General features: G+C 74.7%; 23 protein-coding genes. 14 read left to right on the top strand and 9 right to left on the bottom strand.

Features of this window, described 5'->3' with window-relative positions:
* Positions 1-699 carry a L,D-transpeptidase gene (locus H7344_RS11315; protein WP_186346119.1) on the top strand — a complete coding sequence of 233 codons (699 nt, stop codon included), beginning with the start codon at positions 1-3 and terminating at the stop codon, positions 697-699.
* A gap of 96 nt (positions 700-795) precedes the next feature.
* Here the strand turns inward: H7344_RS11315 and H7344_RS11310 are convergent, their stop codons facing one another.
* Positions 796-2,061, bottom strand: coding sequence for an HNH endonuclease signature motif containing protein (locus tag H7344_RS11310; protein ID WP_186346118.1), 1,266 nt, complete (start codon positions 2,059-2,061; stop codon positions 796-798).
* Positions 2,062-2,423: 362 nt separating this feature from the next.
* On the opposite strand from H7344_RS11310, the gene H7344_RS11305 reads away from it, so the two are divergent.
* Genes H7344_RS11305 through H7344_RS11290 form a run of 4 tightly spaced genes read left to right on the top strand, consistent with a single transcriptional unit; the run spans position 2,424 to position 6,086 of the window.
* Positions 2,424-3,500, top strand: a complete 1,077-nt coding sequence (locus H7344_RS11305) for a FecCD family ABC transporter permease (RefSeq protein ID WP_229707154.1) — start codon at positions 2,424-2,426, stop codon at positions 3,498-3,500.
* Between the two features lie 11 nt (positions 3,501-3,511).
* Positions 3,512-4,513, top strand: coding sequence for an ABC transporter substrate-binding protein (locus H7344_RS11300; protein WP_186346116.1), 1,002 nt, complete (start codon positions 3,512-3,514; stop codon positions 4,511-4,513).
* A complete protein-coding gene (locus H7344_RS11295) occupies positions 4,510-5,346 on the top strand; it encodes an ABC transporter ATP-binding protein (RefSeq protein WP_186346115.1) in 837 nt (278 codons plus the stop codon). The genes H7344_RS11300 and H7344_RS11295 overlap by 4 nt, the downstream gene beginning before the upstream one ends.
* The gene (locus H7344_RS11290) at positions 5,343-6,086 is read left to right on the top strand and encodes a class I SAM-dependent methyltransferase (RefSeq protein WP_186346114.1); all 744 of its coding nucleotides are present in this window, start codon (positions 5,343-5,345) and stop codon (positions 6,084-6,086) included. Before H7344_RS11295 ends, H7344_RS11290 begins: the two co-directional genes overlap by 4 nt.
* Before the next feature lie 82 nt (positions 6,087-6,168).
* On the opposite strand, the gene H7344_RS11285 is transcribed toward H7344_RS11290, so the two are convergent.
* Complete coding sequence (locus tag H7344_RS11285; RefSeq protein WP_229707153.1) at positions 6,169-7,689, bottom strand: DEAD/DEAH box helicase; 1,521 nt, start codon at positions 7,687-7,689, stop codon at positions 6,169-6,171.
* Between the two features lie 294 nt (positions 7,690-7,983).
* Here H7344_RS11285 and H7344_RS11280 point away from each other — a divergent pair, with 294 nt between their 5' ends.
* Positions 7,984-8,661, top strand: coding sequence for a ferritin-like fold-containing protein (locus H7344_RS11280; RefSeq protein WP_229707171.1), 678 nt, complete (start codon positions 7,984-7,986; stop codon positions 8,659-8,661).
* Between the two features lie 92 nt (positions 8,662-8,753).
* On the opposite strand, the gene H7344_RS11275 is transcribed toward H7344_RS11280, so the two are convergent.
* Together H7344_RS11275 and H7344_RS11270 are read right to left on the bottom strand one after the other, a co-directional pair.
* A complete protein-coding gene (locus H7344_RS11275; RefSeq protein WP_444544116.1) occupies positions 8,754-9,017 on the bottom strand; it encodes a DUF3107 domain-containing protein in 264 nt (87 codons plus the stop codon).
* A gap of 19 nt (positions 9,018-9,036) precedes the next feature.
* Positions 9,037-9,618, bottom strand: coding sequence for a TetR/AcrR family transcriptional regulator (locus H7344_RS11270; protein ID WP_166195118.1), 582 nt, complete (start codon positions 9,616-9,618; stop codon positions 9,037-9,039).
* 251 nt (positions 9,619-9,869) lie between these two features.
* Between H7344_RS11270 and moeZ the strand changes: the two genes are divergently transcribed.
* The 3 genes from moeZ to H7344_RS11255 all read left to right on the top strand — a co-directional run bounded on the left by moeZ (position 9,870) and on the right by H7344_RS11255 (position 12,595).
* A complete protein-coding gene (gene moeZ, locus H7344_RS11265) occupies positions 9,870-11,078 on the top strand; it encodes an adenylyltransferase/sulfurtransferase MoeZ (RefSeq protein ID WP_186346111.1) in 1,209 nt (402 codons plus the stop codon).
* Positions 11,079-11,265: 187 nt separating this feature from the next.
* Positions 11,266-12,168 carry a hypothetical protein gene (locus tag H7344_RS11260; RefSeq protein WP_186346110.1) on the top strand — a complete coding sequence of 301 codons (903 nt, stop codon included), beginning with the start codon at positions 11,266-11,268 and terminating at the stop codon, positions 12,166-12,168.
* A gap of 115 nt (positions 12,169-12,283) precedes the next feature.
* The gene (locus H7344_RS11255) at positions 12,284-12,595 is read left to right on the top strand and encodes an MGMT family protein (protein ID WP_186346109.1); all 312 of its coding nucleotides are present in this window, start codon (positions 12,284-12,286) and stop codon (positions 12,593-12,595) included.
* A 130-nt stretch (positions 12,596-12,725) separates the two neighbouring features.
* Here H7344_RS11255 and H7344_RS11250 read toward each other — a convergent pair whose 3' ends face one another.
* Positions 12,726-14,969 (bottom strand): SCO7613 C-terminal domain-containing membrane protein, encoded by a 2,244-nt coding sequence (locus H7344_RS11250; RefSeq protein ID WP_186346108.1) that lies wholly within the window; start codon positions 14,967-14,969, stop codon positions 12,726-12,728.
* Between the two features lie 127 nt (positions 14,970-15,096).
* On the opposite strand from H7344_RS11250, the gene H7344_RS11245 reads away from it, so the two are divergent.
* Positions 15,097-15,780: a lysophospholipid acyltransferase family protein gene (locus H7344_RS11245; RefSeq protein ID WP_186346107.1), complete on the top strand. Its 684-nt coding sequence runs from the start codon at positions 15,097-15,099 to the stop codon at positions 15,778-15,780.
* Between the two features lie 154 nt (positions 15,781-15,934).
* Positions 15,935-17,485: a metallophosphoesterase family protein gene (locus tag H7344_RS11240; RefSeq protein ID WP_186346106.1), complete on the top strand. Its 1,551-nt coding sequence runs from the start codon at positions 15,935-15,937 to the stop codon at positions 17,483-17,485.
* Positions 17,486-17,608: 123 nt separating this feature from the next.
* On the opposite strand, the gene H7344_RS11235 is transcribed toward H7344_RS11240, so the two are convergent.
* Positions 17,609-17,902, bottom strand: a complete 294-nt coding sequence (locus tag H7344_RS11235; RefSeq protein ID WP_186346105.1) for a hypothetical protein — start codon at positions 17,900-17,902, stop codon at positions 17,609-17,611.
* A gap of 66 nt (positions 17,903-17,968) precedes the next feature.
* Here H7344_RS11235 and H7344_RS11230 point away from each other — a divergent pair, with 66 nt between their 5' ends.
* Positions 17,969-18,748 (top strand): SDR family NAD(P)-dependent oxidoreductase, encoded by a 780-nt coding sequence (locus H7344_RS11230; RefSeq protein WP_229707152.1) that lies wholly within the window; start codon positions 17,969-17,971, stop codon positions 18,746-18,748.
* 100 nt (positions 18,749-18,848) lie between these two features.
* Here the strand turns inward: H7344_RS11230 and H7344_RS11225 are convergent, their stop codons facing one another.
* The gene (locus tag H7344_RS11225) at positions 18,849-19,538 is read right to left on the bottom strand and encodes a response regulator (protein WP_186346103.1); all 690 of its coding nucleotides are present in this window, start codon (positions 19,536-19,538) and stop codon (positions 18,849-18,851) included.
* Positions 19,535-20,491, bottom strand: coding sequence for a sensor histidine kinase (locus H7344_RS11220; RefSeq protein ID WP_186346102.1), 957 nt, complete (start codon positions 20,489-20,491; stop codon positions 19,535-19,537). Before H7344_RS11220 ends, H7344_RS11225 begins: the two co-directional genes overlap by 4 nt.
* 110 nt (positions 20,492-20,601) lie before the next feature.
* Between H7344_RS11220 and H7344_RS11215 the strand changes: the two genes are divergently transcribed.
* A complete protein-coding gene (locus H7344_RS11215; protein ID WP_186346101.1) occupies positions 20,602-21,084 on the top strand; it encodes a hypothetical protein in 483 nt (160 codons plus the stop codon).
* Positions 21,071-22,657: a potassium/proton antiporter gene (locus H7344_RS11210; protein WP_229707151.1), complete on the top strand. Its 1,587-nt coding sequence runs from the start codon at positions 21,071-21,073 to the stop codon at positions 22,655-22,657. Before H7344_RS11215 ends, H7344_RS11210 begins: the two co-directional genes overlap by 14 nt.
* Here the strand turns inward: H7344_RS11210 and H7344_RS11205 are convergent.
* On the bottom strand, positions 22,623-23,219 hold the full coding sequence (locus tag H7344_RS11205; protein WP_186346100.1) for a DJ-1/PfpI family protein: 597 nt from the start codon (positions 23,217-23,219) through the stop codon (positions 22,623-22,625). The two genes, H7344_RS11210 and H7344_RS11205, sit on opposite strands and share 35 nt — an antisense overlap.
* Positions 23,220-23,226: the final 7 nt, after the last annotated feature.

Raw genomic sequence — 23,226 nt, 5'->3', positions numbered from 1 at the left:
GTGGGCCGCCACCGCGCCACGCCGGTCCGGCCGCGGTACGGCCGGATCGCCACCCTGGCCGCCTCCCTCGCCGTGACCACCGTCGCCGTTCTCGGCGGCACCGGCGTCCTGCCCGACTCCGAGTCCGTCGCCGACCCGGTGGCCATCGAGGTGGCGCGCGATCCGGAAGCGACCGCGCCGCCGGCTGCTGACGAGGCGCCGTCGTCCGCCCGCGCCGGTGCGTCCGGCGCGGCGGAGACCGAGGCGGGTGCCGAGGCCGAGGCCGAGGCGCGTCTCGTCGACCCGCGCGAGGACACCACGCTCCCGCCCGGCAGTGGCCGCGGCAAGCGGGTCGTCTTCAGCGAGAGCCGCCAGCGGGTGTGGCTGGTCGAGGGCCGGAAGAAGGTCGTCCGCACCTACCTGGTCTCCGGCAGCGTCGAGGACAACCTCGACCCCGGCACGTACGCCGTGTACTCGCGGTCCGAGCAGGCCTACGGCATCGACGATTCCGGCACGATGAAGTACTTCGTCCGGTTCACGCACGGCGAGCGCGCCGCGATCGGCTTCCACGACATCCCGATCGACGACGGCAAGAAGGTGCAGACCGTCGCGCAGCTCGGCACCCCGCTGTCCCACGGCTGCATCCGGCAGCGCCGGGTCGACGCCATCGCGCTGTGGGAGTTCGCCCCCCTCGGCACCACCGTCGTCGTCACCGCCTGACCCCTGCTGCCTCCCCGCTGGTCGAGCAGGCGAGCGGCGTGCCTTCGCGGCTGGTTGCGGAGCGCGCGCTGGCGCGCGTCTCGAAAACTCGCCGGCCTATGTCCGCATGTGGAAGGTGACCTGGTTGTCGGGGTGGATGGTGGTCTCGAACCGTGGGTCGTGGATGCGGGCGTGGTGCCGGGGACACAGCAGCCGGCCCTTGTCCAGGTCGGTGCGGCCGCCGGAGAGCCAGCTGTCGTCGTGGTGGGCGTGGCAGAGGTGGGCGGGCCAGTCACACCCGAGGGCGGTGCAGACCCGCTGGGTGATGACCATCCCTAGACGTTGGGCGCCGTTGAACAGGCGGGCGGTGCGGCCCAGGTCCAGCAGCTCCGAGCGGCTGCCCAGGACGGCGGGGATGAGTCCTGCTTCGCAGGCCATCCGTCGGGCGAGGGAGGCGGAGATGGGTTCGCCGGTCTCGAGGACCGCGCGGCCGACGTCGCTCTTCAGGCCGGTGAAGTCGAGGAGCACGATGATCGAGGCGTTGAGCCCGCCGACCTTCGGGAGCTTGTGGGCCGGGAGGCGTTCGATGAGCTCGCAGAACGCGTCGCCCATGCGTTCCGGTGAGGGCCGTCGCTCGACCTGATCCTGCTCCGCGTCGCCGTCCTTGGTGGCGGCTTGGTGCTTGGGTGCGGCGAACGCGAGCAGCATCTTGCGCAGCATCGCGCCCTGCATGGTCGGGATGGAGAACTTCCCGCGATAGCTGCCCTTCCCGTCCGGCGCCATCGTCAGCCACGCGTTTGCCCGTGCTTCGCGCTCTTCGCGTTCGAGGGCTCGGGCGTCGCGTTCCTCGCCGATCTCGGGGGCGACGACGGTGAGGACGTGCTTGGCGAGGATCGCCAGCGACTTCGGGTCACAGTCGAGCGCCTCGTTCAGCAGGTGCTTCTCGGCCCGCTCCGGGATCGAGGCGTCGTCGAGGTCGTCGGGCAGCCGGTCAACACACTCGGTGATCACCTTCGCGTGGTCAACGCTGATGACTCCGTGGGCCAACGCCGCTGCGGTCGAGGCGTGGCGGTCGAGGGACTCGGCGAGCCGCATCCGGCGCTTGGCAGCTGGCCGGTCCTGCTTCGTCTCGTGGCCCCACCACGAGGTGGTGTCCGTGGCACCGACCTTGTCGCCGACCGCCCGGCGGTCCGCTTCGGCTGCCAGCTTGAGCTCGAGGGCCTCGACCTGCGCACGGAGGCGCGTGGTCTCCAGGAGGGTCTCGGCGATCTCGTCGTCGGACATCGTCCAGAGCTGCGATCCGGCTGCAGAACGGGTCTTCTTGCGGGACTTCGCGACCACGCGGCACACCGGGTGTGCGCTGTGTCGGGAGTCCCTGGCCATGGGTCTACTCAAGCAGCGACCACCGACAGTGCGGCCGCTGTTTCCCCAGATCAGACCAGTATGCGGACACCGACCTGGAGAGTTTCTCGGCGGGTTTCGAGACGGGCCTAGCGGCCCTCCTCAACCAGCCGAGAGCGCGAGCCGGAAAGCAGCCGCCACCCACGGCATACCTCCCTTATGGCTGCCTCCACCGCGACCACCCACGGGTCTGAGGCCGACGGCCGGTTGGCAGGGGGCAGGAGGCCAGGAGGCCAGGGGGTCTTCCTCAACCAGCCGAGAAGCCAACCGAGCACCCCGTCCGACCACCCGCCCCCTGCACCGATACCGTTGTTGCAAATGATGTGCAACAAGGGGAGGCGTCGGTGAGCGTGGGGGTGGTCGACCTGCACGCCGCCGAGCGGGCGCAGGCCGCCCGGACGACGGCGTGGGTCGTCGGGCTGACGGCGCTCCTGGTGGCGACGGTGGTCGTCGGCGTTGGTGCCGGTGCGGTCGGCGTACCTCCCGGCACCGTGGCGCAGGTCCTCGGCCACCACCTCGTCGGGATGCCGGGGGAGGTGACCTGGAGCCTGCCGCAGGACGCGATCGTCTGGCAGGTGCGACTGCCGCGCGTCGTCCTCGGCGTGCTGGTCGGGGCGGGCTTGGCGGTCTGCGGCGTCGCGCTGCAGGCGATGGTCCGCAACGTGCTCGCCGACCCCTACCTGCTCGGCGTGAACTCCGGCGCCTCCAGCGGCGCGGCCGCCGCGATCCTCTTCGGCTTCGGCTCGGGCTTCGGGGAGCACGCGCTGCCGGCCAGCGCCTTCCTGGGGGCGCTCGCGGCGTCGCTGCTCGTGCTCGCCGTCGCGCGCTCGGCCGGGCGGGTCACCTCTGTGCGGCTGCTGCTCGCCGGGGTCGCGGTCGGCTACGCGCTCTACGCCACGACCAGCTTCCTCGTCTTCGCCTCCGGCTCGGCCGAGGGCGCGCGGTCGGTGATGTTCTGGCTGCTCGGGTCGCTCGGCCTGGCGCAGTGGGACCTGCCGCTCGCGATCGTCGCCGTGGTCGTCCTCGCCACCGCGATGCTGCTCACCGGCTGGGGGCGCCGCCTCGACCTCCTGGCGCTCGGCGACGAGACCGCGCACGCGCTCGGCACCTCGCCCGACCGGTTCCGCATCGTCCTGCTGGTCGTCGTCGCCCTGTGCGTCGGTGTGCTCGTCTCCGCGTCCGGGAGCATCGGGTTCGTCGGCCTCGTCGTGCCGCACCTGGCCCGTCGCGCCGTCGGCGGCCGCCACGTCCGCGTCGTGCCCGTCGCCGCCCTCATGGGCGCCGTGCTGCTGGTCTGGGCCGACGTCGTGGCCCGGGTGCTCCTCGCGCCGCAGGAAATCCCGATCGGGATCATCACCAGCCTCGTCGGCGCACCGTTCCTGCTGCTGCTCGTCCGTCGTCTCCACGCCACCACCGCCTGAAGGGGCCCTGCATGCGCACGCCAACACTCGCCCTCGCGACCACCGCCGCCCTCGCGGCGCTGCTCGCCGGCTGCGGGAGCGACACCGACGGGGCGCCCACCGCCGCCGGGAACGCCGAGGCCGGGGCCTACCCGGTGACGGTCGAGAACTGCGGCGCCGAGGTCACCTTCACCACCCAGCCCGAGCGGGTCGTCCTGCTCAAGAGTGCGTCGGTGCCGTTCCTCCGCGAGCTCGGGGTGCTGGACCGGGTGACGGCGCGGGCGGGGGAGTACCCCGCCGGCTACTACGACGACGCGACCCTCGCCGAGCTCGACGAGATCCCGCTGCTCACCGACCGCACCGACAGCAGCGGCCACCTGCTGATCTCCCGCGAGACCGTCATCGGCCAGGAGCCGGACCTGGTCATCGGCGAGGTCGACAACCTCTCCCGCGACTCGCTGGACGCCGTCGGCATCCCGCTCATCGAGGAGCCCGGCCTGTGCGACGAGGGCCTGGCCGACCCCGGCTTCGACGACGTCGAGGACCAGATGCGCACCTACGGGACGGTCTTCGGCCGCACCGAGGAGGCCGAGGCCGCGGTCGCGGACCTCCAGGAGCGGCTCGCGTCCGTCGAGGAGCAGGTCGGGGAGGGGACCGGCCTGACCGCGGCCGTGCTCTACCCGACCGTCGGCGGCGGCACGACGTACGCCTACGGCACCCGCAGCATGGCCCAGCCCCAGCTCGAGGCCGCCGGCTTGGAGAACGTCTTCGACGACGTCGAGGAGCGGGTCTTCGAGGTGACGCTCGAGGAGCTGCTGGGCCGCGACCCCGACGTCCTCGTCCTCCTCCACGGCGACGGCGACCCGGCCGAGGTGGAGCAGGCCGTCACCGAGCTCCCCGGGGCCGGGCGGCTGACCGCCGTGCGCGAGGACCGGATGATCACCCAGCTGTTCAACTTCACCGAGCCGCCCACCCCGCTGTCGGTGACCGGGCTCGAGCGGATGGTCGAGCGCGTGCAGGAGATGGAGCGATGATCACCGCCGCCGACGTCTCCTGGTCGTACGCCGCCGGGCCGGTCGTCGCAGGCGTCCACGTCCGCACCGAGCCGGGCCGCGTGCTCGGCCTGGTCGGCCCCAACGGCAGCGGCAAGACCACCCTCCTCCGGCTGCTGCACGGGGCGCTGCGGACCCCGACCGGCCGCATCGAGGTGGACGGCGACGACCTCGCCGCGCTCGGCCCGCGGGAGACCGCACGCCGGGTCGCAGTGGTCGTCCAGGAACCCGCGGGGGAGTCCACGATGAGCGTCGCAGAGATGGTGCTCCTCGGCCGCAGCCCCCGGCTCGGCACCTTCGAGCGGACCGGCGCTCGTGACCGCGACGTCGCCGCCGCGAGCCTGGACCGGGTCGGCGCCGCCCACCTCGCCGCCCGCCCCTACGCCGCGCTCTCCGGGGGCGAGCGGCAGCGGGTGCTCATCGCCCGGGCCCTGGCCCAGGAGGCCACCCACCTGCTGCTCGACGAGCCGACCAACCACCTCGATGTGCGCTACCAGCACGAGGTGCTCGCGCTGGTCCAGGACCTCGCCCGGACCTCGGGCACCTGCGTGGTCGTCGTGCTGCACGACCTCAACCTCGCCGCGCGCTACTGCGACGACCTGCTGCTGCTCGGCGGCCCCGCGTCGGGCGGGCGGGTCGTCGCCGGCGGCCCGGCCGAGGACGTGCTCGACCCCGCGCTGCTCGAGCCGGTCTACGGCATCGGCGTGCGCCCGGTGCGCCTCGAGGGCCGGCTGCACCTGCTGTTCGAACCCCTGGCCCGACCCGCGTCCCACCAACCCGTGAGCCAGCCCCACCTGATGGAGGAGACCGCATGAGCGCCCCGACCACGACCGGCGCCGTCCAGGACCGCATCGACGCCTACTGGACCGGCCGCGCGCCGGCGTACGACGACCACCAGCAGCGCCCCGAGCGCCGCGACCTCGACCGCAGCGCCTGGGCGGAGGTGTGGTCCGACGCGCTCCCGTCGACGCCCGCGGACGTGCTCGACGTCGGCACCGGCAGCGGTCACGTCGCCTGCGTGGTGGCCGGGCTCGGCCACCGCGTCGTCGGCATCGACCTCGCCGAGGGGATGCTCGAGCGCGCCCGGCAGCACGCCGCGACGCTGGACGCGCCGGCCGGGCCGCCGCGGTTCCTCCGCGGCGACGCGGTCGCCCCCGACCTCCCGGCGGGCTCCTTCGACGCGGTCGTCGGGCGGTACGTCATGTGGACGCTGCGGGAGCCCGTCGACGCGGTCCGGCGCTGGACGCGGCTGCTGCGGCCCGGCGGCGTCGTCGCGGTCGTCGACAGCACGTGGTTCCCCGAGGGCATCGGTGCGGGCGCCGAGACCGGCATCGACGCCTTCGCCACGGCGTACGACGAGGAGGTGCGCGCCGCGCTCCCGCTCGCCCAGGCCGGCTCGATCGAGGCGACCGCCGACGTGCTCCGCGAGGCCGGGCTGGTCGACGTGACCGTCACCCCGCTGGAGGCGCTGCTCGAGCTCGACCGTCGGCACGGCGTCGCGCCGGGCCACGAGGTCCGTCTGCAGCACCTGGTCCGGGGCCGGGTCGCCGGCTGACTCGCACCTCGCCCAGCAGACGCCACGAGGGCCGCCCGATCGGATCGGGCGGCCCTCGTCGTACGTCGTGCTGGTGCGGAGGTCAGTCCTCGGCGCCGGCGGCGGCCGGCTGGCCCTCGCCGGCGGAGCTGCCGCCCGAGCCACCGCGACGGCGACGGCGCCGGTTGCGGCTGGGGGCCGAGCCCTCGCCCGTGCCGTTCGCGCTGCTCGCGTCCGCGGTGGAGGCCTCCGGGCCGGTGCCCTCGCCGGCGACGGTCTCGCCGCTGCGGGTGCGCGTCCGGCTGCGGTTGCGGCTGCGCGCCGGGCGGTCGCCCCCACGCTCGCCACCGCGGTCACCGCGCTCGCCACCGCTGCTGCGGCCACCACGCCCGCCGCGGTCCCCGCGGTCGGAGCGCTCCTTCTTCTCGACCGGCGCCGGGTCGACGATGCGGCCCTTGGTGCCCGGGGCGATGCCCTGGTCGGTGAAGAGGTGATCGGAGGTGGAGTAGGTCTCCTGCGGCTCGTCGAAGGGCAGGTCGAGCGCCTTGTTGATGAGCTTCCAGCGGTGCAGGTCGGCCCAGTCGACGAACGTGATCGCCGTGCCCGTCGCGCCCGCGCGGCCGGTGCGGCCGATGCGGTGGACGTAGGTCTTGTCGTCCTCGGGGCAGGTGTAGTTGATGACGTGCGAGACGCCGCGGACGTCGATGCCGCGGGCGGCCACGTCGGTGGCGACCAGGACGCGGATCTTGTCCTCGCGGAACTTCGCGAGCGCCTTCTCGCGCGCCACCTGCGCCATGTCGCCGTGCAGCGGGCTGGCGCTGAAGCCGCGCTCGGCCAGGTCGTCGGCCACGCGCTGGGACTGCCGCTTGGTGCGGGTGAAGACGATGATCTTCTCGGCGTCCTCGGCCTGGAGGATGCGGCCGATGATCTCCGGCTTGTCCAGGTCGTGGGCCTGGTAGATGAACTGCGCGGTCGCCGGGACCATCGTGGTGTCGTACGACGACTCCGCGCGGATGTTCATCGGGTGCCGCATGTGGGTGCGCGCCAGGGCCACGATCGCCGAGGGCATCGTGGCCGAGAACAGCATCGTCTGCCGGGTCTCGGGCGTCATCTTGAGGATGCGCTCGACGTCGGGCAGGAAGCCCAGGTCCAGCATCTCGTCGGCCTCGTCGAGCACGAGCGCGTGCACGTGGGAGAGGTCGAGCGACTTGCGGTTGGCCAGGTCGATGAGGCGGCCCGGCGTGCCGACGACGATGTCGACGCCGGCCTCGAGCGCGTCGAGCTGGGTGTCGTAGCCGACGCCGCCGTAGACGGTCAGCACGCGCAGGCCGGTGTCGGCGCTGGCGATGTGGAGGTCGTTGGAGACCTGGAGCGCGAGCTCGCGGGTCGGCGCGACGATGAGGGCCTGGGGCTTGCCCTGCGGCAGGTCGGCGTACGCCGGGTCCTTCGGCGACACGCTGCGCTGGAGCACCGGGATCCCGAACGCGAGGGTCTTGCCGGTGCCCGTGCGGGCCTGGCCGATCAGGTCGGTGCCGAGGAGGGCGACGGAGAGGGTCATCTCCTGGATGGCGAACGGGGTGGTGATGCCGTGGCGCTCGAGGGCGTCGCAGATCTCGGGCAGCACCCCGAGCTCTCGGAAGGTCGTGGATGTCAGGGTCTTGATCGCTTTCGTGAGTTCCGGCCGGTTCGACCGAAGGTGTCCAGGTGCGGCGGACTCACGGGGTCCGGTAGGACCGCTGGGGATGTCAGCCGCGCACATACGTGCGGGCCGCCGGCGAGCGCTCGGATCCGAGCGGACGGGCGCCGAGGGCGGCCACGTGCACCTTCACCTTATCGGTAGGGTGCGCACGTGACGGCATCGACGGGCGGTCCCGACGGCTCCGCGGAGCAGGCAGCAGACCAGGCGGCCGACCAGGACGTGCCGCTGGCGCTCCAGGACGCGGCGTACCGGGAGGCCGTCGTCGACCTCCTCGGCGCGATCGCCTACGGCGAGCTCTCCGCCTTCGAGCGGCTCGTCGAGGACGGCAAGCTCGCGCCCTCCCTGGAGGACAAGGTCGAGATCGCCGCCATGGCCGCGGCGGAGTTCGGCAAGGTCGCGGGCATCCACGCCCGGATCTCCGAGCTCGGCACCGACCCGTTCGTCGCGATGGCGCCGTTCCGCGAGGCGATCGACCGCTTCCACGCGCACACGGCGCCCTCGGACTGGTACGAGGGCCTGATCAAGGCGTACGTCGGCGACGGCCTCGCCGACGACTTCTACCGCGAGATCGCGGCGTACCTCGACGCCACCACCCGCGACCTGGTCGTCTCCTCGCTGGAGGACAGCGGGCACGCGGCCTTCGTGGTCGACCGGGTCCGCACGGCCATCGCCGCCGACCCGCGCCTCGGCGGGCGGCTGGCCCTGTGGGGCCGCCGGCTGATGGGAGAGGCGCTGACCCAGGCCCAGCGGGTCGCCGCCGAGCGGGACGCGCTCTCGGCGCTGCTTGCCGGCGGTGTGGACCGCCCGGGCCTGGACCTGGCCGCCATCGGGCGGATGTTCGCGCGGCTCACCGAGCGGCACGCCGAGCGGATGGCCGAGCTCGGCCTCGCGCACTGAGCGGAGACACGTCCGCCTCGTGCTGCCGAGCGTGCGCCGGAGCGCACGCCTGGCCGCACGAGGCGGGTCGTGACGGAGCCGGGGACGAGCCGCTAGCTGCGGAAGCCCACCTGGCCGACCACGCCGCCGCCGATCTCGACGTAGGCGATCTTGGCGGCGGGGACGACGAGCTTGCGGCCCTTGCTGTCGGTCAGCGTGAGGACCGTGCCGGCGCCGACGGCCTCGGCGACGAGCTGCTGGACGGCGTCCGCGGACTCGTCGGTGTCGACGACGAGCTCACGGGGGGCGTGCTGGACACCGATCTTGACCTCCACGAGGTCCTCCTTCAGGTCGATCCCGCGACGCTGCGCGGGCACGGGTGGGACAGAGGGTGGGTCAGTGGTCGAGCGGGTACCCGCCGATGCCGCGCCAGGCCAGGCCGGAGACCAGCGCCGCGGCGTCGGAGCGGCTGATGCCACCGCCCTCGGAGAGCCAGAACCGCGAGCTGACCTGGGCCATTCCCACCAGGGAGACCGCGAGCAGCCGGGCGGCGGCGTCGGGGAGGCCGGTGTCGGCCTGGATGACCTCGGCGATCATCGCGGCGCACTCGGTGGTGACGCGGTCGACGTGCTCGCGCACGGCCGGCTCGTTGGTGAGGTCGGACTCGAAGACGAGGCGGAACGCGCCGGACTCCTGGGCGACGTACTCGTAGAACGCGTCGACGGCGGCCGCGACGCGCAGCTTGTTGTCCTGGGTCGAGGCGAGCGCCTGGCGGCAGCTGTCGATGATCGCGTCGCAGGAGCGGTCCAGCAGCGCGAGGTAGAGGTCGAGCTTGCCGGGGAAGTGCTGGTAGAGCACCGGCTTCGAGACGCCCGCGCGGTCGGCGATGTCGTCCATGGCGGCCGCGTGGTAGCCCTGGGCGACGAAGACCTCGAGCGCGGACTCGAGGAGCTGGGCGCGCCGCTCGCGACGCGGCATCCGGCCGCCGCGGGGTCGAGGGCCGTCGGCGTCGTACTGCCCTGCGCTCACGATGGCTCCTCCCGTCTCCCGGTGCACCCACCGGCGGGACCGGCGCTGCGTGCCGGGACTCTACCGGTCGGTCACCCCGGTCCGGATGACGGGACGCCGCGCCGGCGGTGCCCTCGGGCGGGGAGACCATGGAGGGAACATCGAGGGGTGCGCGGATGTTGACCCGGCACTGATCGACGAACCGCTACGAGGAGCGTGACGTGAGCTTTCCCCCGCTGGTCGAGCCGGCCGACGAGCTGAGCATCGACGAGGTCCGGCGCTACAGCCGCCACCTGATCATCCCCGACGTCGGGATGTCCGGCCAGAAGCGGCTGAAGAACGCCAAGGTGCTCGTCATCGGCGCCGGCGGCCTCGGCAGCCCCGCGCTGCTCTACCTGGCCGCCGCGGGCGTCGGCACGCTCGGTATCGCCGAGTTCGACGAGGTCGACGAGTCGAACCTGCAGCGCCAGATCATCCACGGCCAGTCCGACATCGGGAAGTCCAAGGCGGTCTCCGCGAAGGAGTCGATCGCCGAGGCCAACCCGTACGTCGAGGTGGTGCTGCACGAGGAGCGCCTCGACAACGACAACGTCATGGACGTCTTCCGCGGCTACGACCTGATCGTCGACGGCACCGACAACTTCGCCACGCGCTACATGGTCAACGACGCGGCGTACTTCCTCGGGATCCCCTACGTGTGGGGCTCGATCTACCGCTTCGACGGCCAGGCCTCGGTCTTCGCGCCGACCATGGCCGACGACGCGCCGTGCTACCGCTGCCTCTACCCCGAGCCCCCGCCGCCGGGCATGGTCCCCAGCTGCGCCGAGGGCGGCGTGCTGGGCGTGCTGTGCGCGGCCATCGGCTCGATCCAGGTCAACGAGGCGATCAAGGTCCTCACCGGCATCGGTGACCCTGCCATCGGCAAGCTCGTCATCTACGACGCCCTCGAGCTGGAGTGGCGCAAGCTCAAGGTCCGCAAGGACCCCAACTGCGCGTTGTGCGGCGAGAACCCGACCGTCACCGGCCTCATCGACTACGACGCCTTCTGCGGTGCGATCTCCGACGAGGCCGCCGACGCCGCCGCCGGGTCGACCATCTCGGTGACCCAGCTCGAGCACATGCTCAAGGAGCGTGAGGAGGGCAGCCGCGACTTCGTCCTCGTCGACGTGCGCGAGCCCAACGAGTTCGAGATCAACCGGATCCCCGGCTCGGTGCTGATCCCCAAGGGCGACTTCCTCAACGGCTCGGCCCTGGAGAAGCTGCCCCCGGTCGACGCGGGCAGGCAGGTCGTCATGCACTGCAAGTCCGGCGTGCGGTCGGCGGAGACGTTGGCGATCGTCAAGGGCGCGGGGTACGCCGACGCGGTGCACGTCGGCGGCGGCGTGGTCGCCTGGGTCAACCAGATCGACCCGAGCCAGCCGGCGTACTGACCCTCCCGGCAGCAACCCAGCTGCACCCGCTCCACCTGCTCCTCCCGGACGGCCCGAGGTAAAACCTCGGGCCGTCCGTGCGTCCGGGGCCGTCGACGACGTAACCCGGCGGCGTGCACCGCCGTTGTGCCTGGCGTCACACCGGTGGCCCGTGCCGCCGGTTCCGTCTCGGAAAGGCAGAGCTCGCATGCACGCACGTCCCTCCCCCTCCCGGTCCGCTCGCAGGTCCGCTGGTCGCGTCACCGGCGCGCTCGCCGTGCTGGCCAGCGCGGTCCTCGGCAGCGCGATGATCACCTCCGTCCCGGCCTCCGCCGCGCCGCAGTGGGCGCCCGCGGGCTCGGCGACGATCCACCCGGGCGTGCAGATGTACACCGAGGGCGGCCAGTGCACCGGCAACTTCGTCTTCACCGACGCCTCGAGCAACGTCTACGTCGGGTACGCCGCGCACTGCGCCGGCACCGGCGCGGCCACCGACACCGACGGCTGCCTGTCCGACTCGCTCCCGCTCGGCACCCGCGTCTCGTTCACCGAGGGCGGCAGCCTGCTGTCCGAGGGCACGAAGGTCGGCGGCGGCACGCTCGTCTACTCCTCCTGGGCCACGATGGACGAGGTCGGCACCAAGGACGCGAACACCTGCGCCTACAACGACTTCGCGCTGGTGAAGGTGGATGCCGCCGACGTCGGCAAGGTGAACCCGTCGATCCCGTTCTGGGGCGGCCCGACCGGCATCGACACCGACGGCACCACCGCGGGCGAGCAGGTCTACTCCTACGGCAACTCCAGCCTCCGCTTCGGCATCGAGCTTCTCTCGCCGAAGACCGGCATCAGCCTCGGCGACGCCGCGGCCGACGGCGGGTGGAGCCACCCGCTCTACACGCTGACCCCCGGCGTCCCCGGTGACTCCGGCTCGGCGTTCGTCGACAAGCAGGGCGAGGCGGTCGGCACGCTGTCCACGCTCGGCCTGGCGCCGCTCCCGCTGTCGAACAACATCGGCGACCTCGCCAAGGAGCTCGCCTTCGCCCAGCAGCACTCCGGCATCGCCGGGCTCGAGCTGGTCGAGGGCACGGAGCCGTTCGACCCGATCCTCTAGCAACTCCGGCCAACCCCGGCCAACCCCGGCCAACCCCGGCCAACCCTGGCCACCTCCGGCGGGGGGAGCAGTCACGGGCCCGACGCGCGGCCGACCAGCCGCTAGCGTCGGGCCCGTGCGGCATCCCGAGGACTACGTCGAGGCGGTGCTCGCCTGCGTGGAGTCGGTGCCGCCCGGCCGGGTCACGACGTACGGCGCGATCGCCGACGCCGTCGGCCGGTTCGGCCCCCGCCGGGTCGGGAACGTGATGTCCCAGCACGGCGGCGCCGTCCCGTGGTGGCGGGTCGTCCGCGCCGACGGCTCGCCGCCCGCCTGCCACGAGGGCACGGCCACCCGGCACCACCGTGCCGAGGGCACCCCGCTGCGCCCCTCGGGGAAGGTCGACCTGGTCGCCGCGTTCTTCCAGCCGCCCGCCGTCGACCTCTGAGCAGGCTCGGTCGTGGCGGGCGTCGACGATCGTTCAATTGCGCGGGAGTATCGGTGCGCAAGCGCTTGCACAGGTCCACAACCGCGCAATTGAACGGAAATGGCCGGGCCCGCGCCGGCCGGCCGGCGGCTCAGCGCAGCCGGCCGACGTAGGCCTGGGCGCGGCGCAGCTCGCCGAGCCGGCGCTCCCAGGTGACGCCGACGACGGTGAGCGCGGTGCCGGCGACGCCGATGAGGATCCACTGCGGGGTGGCGGCGGCGTACGGCGCGAGCTCGCGCAGCACCAGCAGGGCACCGACGACCCAGCCCACGGAGACCGGCGCGCTCCAGCGCAGCGACGTCCCGCCGAGCACGAGGGCGAGGCACGCCGCGCCGAGCAGCGCGGCCCGGAGGGAGACGGGGTCGACCGCCAGCACCCAGAGCAGCGTGGGGACCGTCGCCAGGAGCAGGCCCGGGGTGAGCACCGGTCCGGTGGGGGCTTCCGGGTGGCGGCGAAGGTGCGCGAGGCCGACGAGCAGCAGCGCGGTCGCGGAGGGCAGCGTGTAGGCCTCCGGCGCGGTCACGCCGAGGTCGGCCAGGCGCACCCAGGTGGCCGCGGCCAGCAGCAGGCCCCCGAGCCAGCCGAGCGCGCGGCGGTCTGCGACGAGCAGCGCGTGGGTGGTGACGAGCGCGCCGGCGACGGTCAGGTGCAGCGCCAGCGAGGTCGGCCCGGTGACGGCGAGGAGGGCGGCGACCGCGCCCGCGCCGGCGGCGACCACCTCGAGCTCCGGCCGGGGCCGGAGCAGCGCGACCGCCGCGAGGACGAGCAGCACCGGCACGCCCCGGTGCGCGGTGTCGACGTCGAGCACGGCCAGGGCGCTCCAGACGAACGCCGCGGCCGCAGCCGGCAGCACAGCGGCGGCGACGGCGCGGTCCAGGACCAGCACGCAGCCCGCCACGAGCGCGGCGAGCGCCCCGGTAGTGAGCACCTCGCTGGGCAGTGCCACGACGTCGGCCGCGAGCAGCAGCAGCCCGGCGACGAGGTGGGTGCGCACAGCGGCGAGACCGGCACCGGCCAGGAGCGCCACGACGACGGCGAGCGGCACCGGCAGCAGCGCGAAAGTGGTGGTCGCGCCGAGGACTCCGGCGGCCAGCCAGACGGACAGCGGCAGCGGCCGCGCCGACCCGACGGCGTACGCCGCGGCGAGGGCGAGCGCGGCCACGATCGCGAGGGCCGGGGCGGACGCGGCCGGCTCGGCCGGGAGGCGCACGGCGACGCCGGCGGTGGCGGGCGGCGCGAGGAGCAGCAGCCGCGCCGTCGCCTCGACCGAGAGGACGACGAGCAGGAGGCCGGCGCCGACGGCTGACACGGCGAGCGGGAGGCGCACCGCGACGGAGGTGCCGACCCGGCTCACCAGGCCGACGACGGTCCACGCCACGAGCGCGGCCAGGACGGCGGAGCCGGCCGGCGTACCGCCCCCGTCCAGCGCCGGCAGCACGGCCAGGAGCGTCAGCAGGGTCGTGGTCCCGGCGAGCGCGGGACGCCAGCCGGTGGCCGAGGCGGCGAGCAGCGCGGCCGCGGTGGCGAGGGGCAGGGCGTGGCGGTCGAGCCAGAGGCCGGCGAGCGAGGGGTACGCCGCAGCCTCGACCAGCCCGCCGAGCGCGAGCCAGCCCCAGCACAGCGCCGCTGCGGAGCCGGCCGTCCACGGCAGCAGCCGGGCGCCGACTAGAACGCCCAGACCGGCCACCGCGGCGAGGACGACGGTCGCGGCGGCGGGCACGAGGTGCGGGTGGCCGATGGCGTCGACGGCGGCGAGCGCGGCCACCCCGAGGGCGAGCGGCGCGACGACCTGCGGGGCGGCCAGGCCGGTGGGGAGCCAGGCGAGCGCGGCCGCGGCGAGGACGACGCCGGCGACGCAGACCAGGCCGGAGCCGGAGGCGTCCCCGAGCCAGCCAGCGGCGGCGGCGCCGACCACGTCGAGCACGAGCAGGCCGAGAGACACCGTCGACAGCGCCTCGGCGGCGACCCGCAGCCCCCGGCGGGCGAGCACCACGCCGAGCCCGGCGGTCGCCCCCGTCAGTCCGACGAGCACCGCGGTGCGGCCGCCGATGCCGAGCGCCGACCAGGCGACCGCCAGGAACGCGACCGCCGCGACCAGCAGGCACAGCGCGCCGAGCCCGAGCAGCAGCGCCGGGACCGACGGCGTGGGCAGGCCGCGACGGGGACGGGGCGACCCGGGGGCAGCGGTCGGGGCCGGGACGGGGTAGGCCGGGAGGGGCGCGTGCGGCCCGGCGGGAGCAGCCGAGGGAGCCGGGGGAGCGGGCGGGTGCGGCAGGCGCGCGGCGGGCACGTGCGACCCGCAGGTCGGGCAGGTGGCGAGGGCGGTCGGGCTCATGCTGACCATCGCACCGCGACAGGTGGTGTCGGCGGATCGGGGCGACGGCTCAACCCGGCTGAGTACCCGTGCTCAGCCGCCCGGCGCCGATACGGCGGACCCGTGGGTAACCAGCATGCTGGCGGACATGCCCAGCGCACCGTCGGTGTACGGCGTCCTCGCCTCGGTCGTGCCGCCCCTGGCACGCGCCGTGTGGCGGCCGACCGTCACGGGGCTGCACCACGTGCCGCCGACCGGGCCGGTGATCCTCGCCAGCAACCACCTCAGCTTCGCCGACTCGGTCGTGATCCCGGTCGTCGTGCCGCGGAAGGTGGTCTTCCTCGCGAAGTCCGACTACTTCACCGGCACGGGCGTGCGCGGTCGGTTGCAGCGTGCGTGGTTCGAGGGGCTCGGGATGCTGCCGGTCGACCGGGACGACACCCGCGCCGCGATGGCCAGCCTCGACACCGCGCTGGACGTCCTGGCCCGGGGCGAGGCGTTCGGGATCTACCCCGAGGGCACACGCTCCCGCGACGGCCGGCTCCACCGGGGCCGCACCGGCGTCGCCCACCTCGCGCTGACCGCCGGCGCCCCGGTCGTGCCGGTGGGGCTGCGCGGCACCGAGCGCCTGCAGCCGGTCGGCGCCCGCCTGCCCCGGCTGGCCCACGTGGACGTGGCGTTCGGCGAGCCGATCGACCCGCGCGGGCGGTACGACGGCGTACCCCTCGGGCGCGCGCGGCGGCTCCTCACCGACGAGGTGATGGCCGCCGTCCAGCGGCTGAGCGGCCAGGAGGTCGCCGAGGGCTACAACGAGCGTCCCGCCGACGCCTGACCCGCTCCACCGGACGCAGGCGTGGAATCGGTCACGTCGGTCCGTTCCGCCCCGGTGAGAGCGGTCCCTGGGCCAGGATGGTGCCGCTCAGCGGCGACGGGCCCCGGTGCGGGACCCGCCGGGAGCCCCCTCGTCCGTGCTTCCTGGAGGTCCTGTGCGTCGCCGCCGCCTGCTCGCTGCCGCCCTCGCCCTGGTCGCCTCGTCGACCCTCGCGGTCGGCGGGCCGAGCCACGCCGACCCGGCCTCGGTCGGCATCCAGTGGGCGGAAGCAGCGCCGTCGGTCCGGGTCGGTGACCCGGTGGCCGCCGTGCTGGAGGTCGACGGCGGGTCCGACACCGCGGTCGTGGAGCTGAGCGCGAGGGGTGCGCGGTTCACGTCGCTGCCGGCGGGCTGCACGCCCAGCTCGGTCATCCACGAGCGCTCGAGCATCAGCGCCGACGGCGACGGGCTGCGCTGCCTGGTCCAGCCGCGCGACCTCCGGCTGAGCGTCCCGCTGGTCGTGACGGCCGCCTCCGGCGAGCAGGTCGCGGTCGAGGCGACGGCGGGGCGGGCCGGCGCGGTGACGACGGGGCTGTCCTCGCTCGGCGGCCGCACCGAGCGGGCGGCGTACCGCTTCCTCTCCAGCCCGGACTTCCTCAACGCCGACGTCGGCGACCTGCGCCGCGGGCCCACCTCGTGGAGCCCGAGCCGGTCGGAGAACTCCACCAACGAGGCCTACCGCACGGCGCTTGACCGCGTCCTCGACGCGTTCGAGGCGGAGCGGCCGGGGTCGGTGCTGGTCGCCGGCGACCTGGTCGAGGGGCACTGGCAGACCGACAAGACCGGCGCGCGGGTCTTCGGCCCGGTCGCCACGCACCGCGAGCGCAAGCAGGCGATCCGGCGGGCGGCGGCGACGTACTACCCGCAGTGGTTGCAGCGGTTCCGCTCCCGAGGGCTGTCCGTGCTGCCCGCCATCGGCGACCACGAGCTCGGCGACAACCCGTGGCGCAAGCGCGACCGCGCGCTGGTGCCGGCGTTCGAGCAGGCGTGGGCGCGGTGGTTCGCCCGGCGGCCCGACGGCTCGCCGCGGTGGAAGGACCGCCCGCGCGGTTCGCGGCACGAGATGCTCGCGTACGCCGTCCGGCCGGTGCCCGAGCTCCAGCTGGTCACGCTCGACGTCCTCGACATCACCACCCGCCGGGCGCGGGTCCAGGTCGACCGGGCCCAGCTGGCCTGGCTGCGCGGCGTCCTCGAGCGCGCCCGGCGCGACGGCGTCCCGTGGGTCGTCGTCCAGGGCCACGCGCCCGTCCTCGCGGTGCCGCGGTCCCGCGGCTCGAGCGGCCTGACGGTGGAGGGCGGGCACCGGTCGGCGCTGTGGCGGACGTTCCGTGAGTACGGCGTCGACCTCTACCTCGCCGGCGAGGTCCACGACGTCTCCGCCGCCACCCGCGACGGGGTGGTGCAGGTGACGCACGGCGGGATGTTCCAGTACGGCCTGACCAACTACCTCCGCGCCGACGTCCACGCCGACCGGCTCGAGCTGCAGCTGCGCGACTTCGACGTCACCTGGGCCGACGCCCCCGACGGGTCGCGGCTGTGGCAGACGCGGCCGAGCGGCATCCCGAAGGTGGTGCGCGTGCGCCCCGAACCGTTCACCATCGGCACGATGACCCTCGACGCCGACGGCCTGCGCGAGTCCAGCGGGGTGCTGCGGCCGATCGGCTGATCGGGCTGCCGGGCGGGATCGCTGCGGCGGGCCGTCAGGTTCATCGGGTGGCCGATGGACTTGACGGTGCCCCGATGGAACTTCATCGGGTACCCGACAGGTTCATCGGGGCCCCGACGGACCTCACGGCCCGGCGATGCCCCAGCGCTCCTCGAACTCCTCGACCGGGCACCCGGCGAGCTGCTCCTCGAGCGCCTGCAGGGTGAGCGCGGCCTCCTCGGCGGCCCCGGCCTCGACCCGGAACGCCTTGGTGCCGTCCGAGCGGCGGCGCACGACGCACTGGCCCACCGAGGGGCCGTCGAGGTATCCGAGCGTCGCGGCGCTCGCCAGCGCCCAGGCCGACACCACGGCACGACGCAGCCGACGCCGCTCGTGGGCCTCGAGGGCCACGACGTACACCTCGCCCGCGGTCGTCATGACCGGTCAACGACCGGCGCGACACGGGAGTTCCGCAGCGGCGTCCGGCGCGCGAGGATGCTGCTCGTGGACGACGTGGACGACGTGGACGACGTGGACGACACCCGGGCCGACCGGCCCCGCACCCTGGTCACGGGCGGCACGCGCGGCATCGGCGCGGCGGTCGCGCGGCGGCTGGCGCGCGACGGGCACGACCTGGTGCTGGCCTACCGGTCCGACGAGGAGGCCGCGACCCGCACCCGCGCCGAGGTCGAGGGGCTCGGCGCCGCGTGCGACCTGGTGCGCGCCGACGTGGTCGACCCGGGCGAGGTCGAGCGGCTGTTCGCGGCGGCCGGTCCGCTGACCGGCGTGGTGTCGAACGCCGGCGCCACCCTGCACGTCGGTCCGCTCGCCGACACCCCGGTCGAGGTGGTCGCGCGGACCGTCGAGCTCAACCTCACCTCCGCGCTGTACGTCGCCCGCGCGGCCGTCCGCGCGCTGTCGACCAGCCGGGGCGGCTCCGGCGGGGTGCTCGTGACGATCTCCTCGGTGGCGGCGACGACCGGGTCGCCGGGGGAGTACGTCCAGTACGCCGCCGCGAAGGCCGGCGTCGACGCGATGACCCTCGGGCTGGCGCAGGAGGTGGCCCGCGACGGGGTGCGGGTCGTCGCCGTGGCGCCCGGGATCGTCGACACCACCATCCACGCCGACGCCGGTGAGCCCGGACGGCTCGCCCGGGTCGGCCCGACCGTGCCGCTCGGCCGGGCCGGCGACCCGCGGGAGGTCGCGGACGCGGTCGGCTGGTTGATGTCCGACGAGGCGTCGTACGTCACCGGCACGACGCTGCGGGTGGGCGGCGGCCGCTGACCGGAGCCCGGGGTAGTAACGGACGGAAACGTCCGTCAGGAGTCCCGGACGGACGTTCGTGACCGTTACTACCCCGACGGCCGGCCGCCCCCAGCCGGGATCACGGCTCGACGAGCCCGGCGCGGATGGCGTAGCGGGTGAGCTGGGTGCGGTCGTTCATGCCGAGCTTGGCGAGGATGTTCGCGCGGTGCCGCTCGACGGTCTTGGGGCTGATCGTCAGCAGGCGTGCGATCTCGCGGGTGGAGGCGCCCTCGGCGACGAGCTTGAGCACCTGGTCCTCGCGGGCGGTGAGCACGGTCTCGGGCACGCGCTCGCCGCGCCGCAGCCGCTCCAGGTAGTCGCGCACCAGCGTGCCCATCGCGCCGGGGTAGACGAACGCCTCGCCGCGCACCGCGGCCCGGCACGCGCCGACGAGGTCCTCGTCGGCGACCGACTTCAGGACGTAGCCGCTGGCGCCGGCCTTGAGCGCCTCGAAGAAGTACTGCTCGTTGTCGTGCATCGACAGCATCAGCATCTTGGGCGGGTGCGGGCGACGGCTGATCTCGCGGGCCGCCTGGAGGCCGGTCATCCGCGGCATCGCGATGTCGAGCACCACGAGGTCGACCTCGGTCTCCCGCAGCGCCGCGACCGCCTCGGCGCCGTCGCCGGCCTCGGCGACGACCTCGAGGTCGGGCTCGGCGTCGAGGATGAGGCGTACGCCGCGGCGCACCAGCGTGTGGTCGTCGGCGAGCAGGATCCGAGTGGCCCGAGTGGCCCGAGTGGCCCGGGTGGTCCGGGCAGCGCCGCTCACACCGGCACCGCCAGCCGGACGGTCGTGCCCTGGCCGGGCGTGCTGTCGATGGTGAGCGTCCCGCCGACGAGCACGGCCCGCTCGCGCATGCCGAGCACCCCGGACCCGGCCGTCGGGAAGGGCCGCCCGTGGCCGTCGTCGCGGACCTCCAGCGCCACGGCATCGCCGACGCGGGTCAGCGACAGCCCGACCTCGGTCGCGCCGGCGTGCCGGGCGACGTTGGTCAGCGCCTCCTGCGCGACGCGGTAGACCACCAGCTCGGCCTCCGGCGACAGCGGCGGCAGACCGGGGCTGGTGGTGCGGGTCAGGTGCCCGCGGCCGAGCGCGGTGAAGTCGTTGGCCAGCGCGGCGAGCGCGCTCAGCAGGCCGAGGTCCTCCAGGACGCCGGGCCGCAGCCGGCGCGCCACGCGGCGTACGTCGTCGAGGCCGGCGCGGGCGCTCTCGCGCACGAGCGCGAGGTCCTCGGCGACCTCGGTCAGCTCGGGCGGCACGCGGTCCTCGGCGCGCTTCAGCCCGAGCAGGACGACGGTGAGGCTCTGCCCGACCTCGTCGTGGAGGTCCTGGGCGATCCGGTGCCGCTCGGCCTCCTGGGCCGCCAGCGCCTTCGCCGCGCCGGCGGCGCGCTCGGCCTCGAGCCGGTCGAGGAGCGCGTTCCAGCCGGTGACGAGCGCGGCGCCCGGCCCGGCGGGCGGCTGGTCGAGGCGGCGCTCGGGCCGCACGAGGTCGACGGTCGCCATCTCGCGGATCACCCGGTCGACCGGGCGGAGCGTCGAGCGCAGGAGGACGGCGTTGAGGACCACCATCACGGTCAGCCCGACGGCGAGCACGACCGCCTCGGAGGCCAGCACGTCCTCGGAGACCCGGGCGGGAGTGAGGGCGAGCGCCAGCGTCCCGGCGAGGAACACCGCGCCGTTGGTCAGGACGACCTTCGAGTAGAGGCTGAGCCGGCGCACGGGGCCAGCCTCCCAGAACCAGCCGCCCGGGACCGGCCGCCGAGGACGGGTGCCAAGGATGGGTGGCAGCACCCATGCGGTTCGCGCCGCGGACCGGTCACGCTGGAAGCGTGACCACCCCTGTCGGCCTCGTCCTCGCCCTGGCCGTGGTGGGCCTGCTGGCGTGGGCGTCGGTCGCGTGGGCCGGCGCCGGCCGCGGCGTCGCCGTGCTGCGCCGGGGACGCGTCGTCCGTGTGGGCGACTGCGGCCCCGTGCCGCACGTGCCGGGCCTGGAGGAGGTGCGCGACTGGCCGACCGGCGAGGTCGTGCTGCCGCTGCTGACGCACGCGACGACGCGCGACGGGGCCGACGTGCGGGTCCTGGCCGAGCTGCGCACCGAGCTGGTCGCGCCCGCGCCGGGGACGGCGTACGACGACCCGGTCGCCGTCGCCGAGGCGCGTGCGGAGCGGCTCGTGGTCGCCGCCGTCGCCGAGCGGGACGCGGACCTGCTGTTCGACGAGGTCGACGGCCTGTCCTCCGCGCTGCCTGCGGAGGTCGAGCTGGTGGAGGTGGACGCCGTGCTGGGGCGGGGGCACGCGCGTGGGACTGGCTGACCTCGGGGGGTTCGACGGCCGCTTCGAGGCGGCCGACCTGGACACCGTCGTGCTGGTCGCCGCGCTCGTCGTCCTCGCCGCCGCCGCGGCGGTGCGGCTGGCCTCCCGGGCCGGGCTGCCGAGCCTGCTGCTCTACCTCGGCATCGGCCTGGCGCTGGGGGAGTCGGGGCTGGGGCTGCGGTTCGAGGACGCCGAGCTGACCCAGGTGCTCGGCAACCTCGCGCTCGCGGTGATCCTGGCCGACGGCGGGTTCACGACCCGCTGGGCGACGGTGCGGCCGGTGGCGCCGATGGCGGCGGTGCTCGCCACGGCCGGCGTCTTCGTGAGCGTGGCCGTGACGACCGGGCTCGTGCTGCTCGTCCTCGACGTCGACCTGCGCACCGCGATCGTGCTGGGCGCCGTCGCGTCCTCGACCGACGCGGCCGCGGTCTTCTCGGTGCTGCGCGCGATGCCGGTGCGAGGGCGGCTGCGGTCGCTCCTCGAGGCGGAGTCGGGGTTCAACGACCCACCGGTGATCGTGCTGGTCACGGTGGTCACCAGCGACGCCTGGGCGGGGTCGGGGGCGCTGAGCATCGCCGGGCAGATCGGCTACCAGCTCGTCGTCGGGCTCGTCGCCGGCGCCGCGGTCGCGCTGGCCGGGGTGTGGCTGCTGCGCCGCAGCGCGCTGCCGGCCAGCGGCCTCTACCCGCTCGCGACGCTCGCGATCGCCTTCCTCGCCTTCGCCGTCTCCGGCCTGGTCGGCGCGAGCCCGATCATGGCGATCTACGTCGCCGGGCTGGTGCTGGGCAACGCCGACCTGCCGCACCGCAGCACCACCGAGGGCTTCGTCGAGGGCATGGCCTGGCTCGCCCAGATCGGCCTCTTCGTCCTGCTCGGCCTGCTCGCGAGCCCGGGCCGCCTGCTCGAGGCGCTGCCGTGGGCCCTCGTCGTGGGGGCGTCGCTGACGCTGGTCGCGCGCCCGGTCTCGGTGCTGACCTGCCTGCTGCCGTTCCGGGTGCCCTGGCGCGACCAGGTCTTCATCAGCTGGGCCGGCCTGCGCGGCGCCGTGCCGATCGTGCTCGCCACCATCCCGATGAGCGTCGGGCTGCCCGGGGCGGAGCGGATCTTCGACGTCGTCTTCCTGCTCGTCGTCGTCTTCACGCTGGTCCAGGGGCCGACGCTGCCGTGGGTCGCGCGCCGCACCGGCGCGGCCGCCGCGGAGAACCCCCGCGCGGTCGCCATCGAGTCCGCGCCGCTGGAGGAGATCGACGCGACGCTGCTGCAGTTCACGGTCGCGCCCGAGTCCCGGCTCGCCGGCGTGGAGGTGGCCGAGCTGCGGCTGCCGCCGGGCGCCGTCGTCACCCTGCTGCTGCGCGAGGGGCAGCTCTTCGTGCCCACGCCGGCGACCGCGCTGCGCGTCGGCGACCACGCGCTGGTCGCCACCGCCCGCACCCACGTCGCCGACATCGAGGAGCGGCTGCGGCAGGTGAGCCACGAGGGCCGGCTCGCCGGGTGGTACGCCGGGCTGCCCGGGCGGCCCGGCCCGGCCGCCGAGGCGGCTACGGCCAGAGCCACTCCATCTCGGCCACGGTGACCTCGCGGGCGGCCGAGCCGGCCAGCCGCTCGACGACCTCCAGCGCGAGGTCGACGCCGGCCGAGACGCCGGCCGACGTCCACAGACGCTCGGCGCTGTGGACGAACCGCGGGCCGCGCTCGACGACCACGCTCGGGTCGAGGGCGGCCAGCTCGTCGTACGCCGTGTGGTGGGTGGTCGCCGGCAGCCCCGCGAGCAGGCCCGCCCGCGCGAGCAGCATCGAACCGGTGCACACCGACATGAGCAGCTCGACGGCGTCGTACCGCTCGCGCAGGAAGGTGAGCAGCTCCTCGTGGTCCACGAGCGCCCGCGTGCCGGCGCCGCCGGGGACCACGAGCACGTCGACCGGCGGGCAGTCGGCGAGCCGGTGGTCGGGCAGGACGGTGAAGCCGCCGCGGCCGATCGCGGGCTCGCCGGTCAGGCCGACGGTGACGACCTCGAACGGCCGGCCCTCGCCGAGCTCGCCGGCGACGTTGAAGACCTCGTAGGGGCCCGCGAAGTCGAGGACCTCCATGTCGTCGAAGGCCAGGATGGCGACGGTGCGCGTGCTCACGGCCGCCATCCTGGCA

The sequence above is a fragment of the Nocardioides deserti genome (genome assembly GCF_014266025.1).
GTDB classification, from domain to species: Bacteria; Actinomycetota; Actinomycetes; order Propionibacteriales; family Nocardioidaceae; genus Nocardioides; species Nocardioides deserti.
Note: the sequence above shows the minus strand (reverse complement) of the source record. Positions and strands in the feature narration are given on the sequence as shown.